Below are 2,762 nucleotides of genomic sequence, written 5' to 3'. Positions count from 1 at the left end.
GTCCCGCGCCCGGGAAAGCCCGGCGACGCCCGCGCGACTCCCGGCTACGAAATCTTTGCGTTCTCGCGGGGCGTCCATGAACCGGCCGCCACCTGCTCGAAGTCCGCTTTGTCGGCTCGTCCCGCCCGTCGGTAACGGTGAGTTCACCCGGCCCGTCTTCCTCGGCAGTCTACGCGCGTGGTGTCATGCCCACGCTCGCCCACCCCCCACGTGAGCGTCAACTCGACTAGGAGTCACGCATGCTGTCGAAGCTTCTCGGTCGCGCCGGAGTCGCGCTGGCGGCCGGCGCCGCCGTGGTCGCCACCGCGGTCCCCGCCGACGCCGCGAGCTACACCGCCTTCGCCTTCTCGCTCGGCACCAGCGAGCCCACGATCTACGACTTCATCAACTCGGCCACCACCTCCCTCGACATGACCATGTACGAGCTGGAGGACACCACGGCGGTCAACGACCTCATCGCCCTGGAGAACAAGGGCGTCACCGTGCGGGTGATCCTCGACAACGCCCACCGCAGTGCCAACAGTTCCGCCTACACCGCGCTCACCAACGCCGGTGTGGGCGTGGCCTGGTCGCCGGCCGGCTTCGTCTACACGCACCAGAAGACCATCACCGTGGACGGCACCAAGTCGCTGGTCCTCACCGGCAACCTGACCTCCCAGTACTACTCGACCGGCCGGGACTACGGCGTCTTCACCGACGACACCCGGGACGTCGCCGCGATCGAGAAGGTCTTCAACGCCGACTACGCAGGTACCTCGATCACCCCCACCGACGGCGACCACCTGCTCTGGTCCCCCACCGACTCGCGCAGCCGCCTGCTGACCGTGATCAACGCCGCCACCAAGACGCTCGACGTCGAGGAGCTGGAGCTCAGCGACAGCACGGTGGTCAACGCCATCGTCGCCAGGGCCCAGGCGGGCGTGAAGGTGCGGGTCGTCCTGGAGACCCCCTCCGACTACTCCAGCGAGGTCTCCGAGATCAAGGCGGCCGGCGGCACCGTCGTCGGCTACTCCGACCCGAACGGCTTCTACATCCACGCCAAGGCCATGGTCGCCGACTACGGCCTGGCCACCCAGGAGGTGGAGGCCGGTTCCATGAACATCAGCAGCAACTCGCTGACCAGCAACCGCGAGTTGGGCATCATCCTGACGGGCACGGGGGTGGCGCAGTCGGTGGCCACGACCATCGAGACCGCGTTCAACAGCGACTACTCGGGCGGCACGGCCGCATAGCGGAACGGCTCACCGCCCCGCCCCGGTGGCGCCTCGGCGCGCGCCGGGGCGGGGCCCGCCCGCAGCGGCGGCCGGGTCGCCCGCGGACGAGCTTGCGACTCCCGTACGTCACCCGTCAGCATGGTGACGTGAATCTGGAGCACGTCTTCGTCTGCGGCCACCCGGCCCTCGACTTCGCCGCGACCCTGCGCGCCCGCCGCACTGCGGGGTTCGAGATGTTCGCGTCACCCGAGCGCCTGGACGCCTGGTACGTCGAGTCCGGCCTCGTGGACGCCGTCTCCCCCAGCCAGGACTCCGACGTCGAGCGGGCCGTCGCCGTACGGGAGGCCCTGTACCGCCTGCTCACCGCCCGCCGGCTCGGCACGCCGTACGACAGTGCGGCCCTGGCCCTGGTCAACAGCGCGGCGCGCAAGCCCTCGGCCACCCCCCAGCTCACCCCGGACGGCCGGTGGACCGTCGCGGCGCCGGAGGCCGCGCTGTCGAGCGTGGCGCGGCTGGCCGTGGAGCTCCTGAGCGGGCCCGACGCACCCCTGCTCAAGGAGTGCGGCAACCCGGAGTGCACCCGCGTCTACCTGGACCGCTCCCGGGGCATGCGGCGCCAGTGGTGCGGCATGGAGTCCTGCGGCAACAAGATCAAGGCGGCCGCCTACCGGGCCCGCAAGAAGCAGGCACGCGACACCGTGTGACCGGCCGAACAGGTGACCGGCAACAGCTGCGCTCGACACGCCCGACGTTGTGCACATTCTTGACGACGGTCACATGCAGACCTAACTTCACGGTGTCGGCCCCTCCACCCCAGCGCAAGGAGTCCGAGCCCCGTGCCGTACCGCATCCGCAGTCGTACGCTCCTCGCCCTCGCGACCCTGCTGCTCGCCGCCGTCCCGGCCCCGGCAGCGGCCGCCCGGGCTGCCGAAGCGGCCCACGTCGAGGGCACGTTGGCGTCCGGCGCGCTCTACGTCCTTGACGTGCCGGGCCGTTGGAACGGCACCGTGCTGCTGTACAGCCACGGCTACACCCCGGCCGGGGTGGCCAACCCGGCGCGCGACGCACCGGACGACGCCACCCGGTCGCTGCTGCTGAAGGAGGGGTACGCGCTCGTCGGATCGTCGTACGCCACCACCGGCTGGGCGGTCACGGACGCGGTGCCCGACCAGCTCGCCGCGCTCGACGTCTTCACCGGCCGCTTCGGCGCGGCGCGGCGCACGATCGCCTGGGGCACGTCGTACGGCGGTCTTGTCACCACCACGATCGCCGAGCGGCACCCGGAACGCATCGCCGGATCGCTGTCGATGTGCGGTCTGGTGCAGGGCGGGGTCGCCACCTGGAACAGCATGCTGGACGCCGTCTTCGCCCTGCGCACCCTGCTCGGCGGCACCACCGGTTCGGGCATCCGGCTGACCGGGCTGCGGGACGCCGGCGACGCGGCCGCCCGGGCCTGGTCAACGAGGACGGCCTGCTCCCGCTGTCGCCCCGTGCGCACGGCAAGGTACTGGTGGTGGGCGCCGACCCGGCCTCACCGTCCGGTACGAC

Annotated in this window: 3 protein-coding genes; all 3 read left to right on the top strand. The window is 71.3% G+C overall.

The features are described 5' to 3' along the window. The first annotated feature begins 239 nt into the window (after positions 1-239). Positions 240-1,232, top strand: a complete 993-nt coding sequence (locus ABZ646_RS44355) for a phospholipase D-like domain-containing protein (RefSeq protein WP_360532837.1) — start codon at positions 240-242, stop codon at positions 1,230-1,232. Positions 1,233-1,360: 128 nt separating this feature from the next. After that, entirely contained in the window at positions 1,361-1,918 is a 558-nt protein-coding gene (locus tag ABZ646_RS44350) for a CGNR zinc finger domain-containing protein (RefSeq protein ID WP_360532834.1), read from the top strand. A gap of 132 nt (positions 1,919-2,050) precedes the next feature. After that, on the top strand, positions 2,051-2,762 hold a 712-nt coding region (locus tag ABZ646_RS44345), incomplete at its 3' end, for a prolyl oligopeptidase family serine peptidase (protein WP_360532831.1).

Source organism: Streptomyces sp. NPDC007162, from assembly GCF_040634175.1.
Taxonomy (GTDB): Bacteria; Actinomycetota; Actinomycetes; order Streptomycetales; family Streptomycetaceae; genus Streptomyces.
Note: the sequence above shows the minus strand (reverse complement) of the source record. Positions and strands in the feature narration are given on the sequence as shown.

What these genes read in the sequence shown, in the direction of transcription:
- ABZ646_RS44355 (WP_360532837.1), top strand. Translation starts at nt 240, where the DNA reads ATGCTGTCGAAGCTTCTCGGTCGCGCCGGAGTCGCGCTGGCGGCCGGC.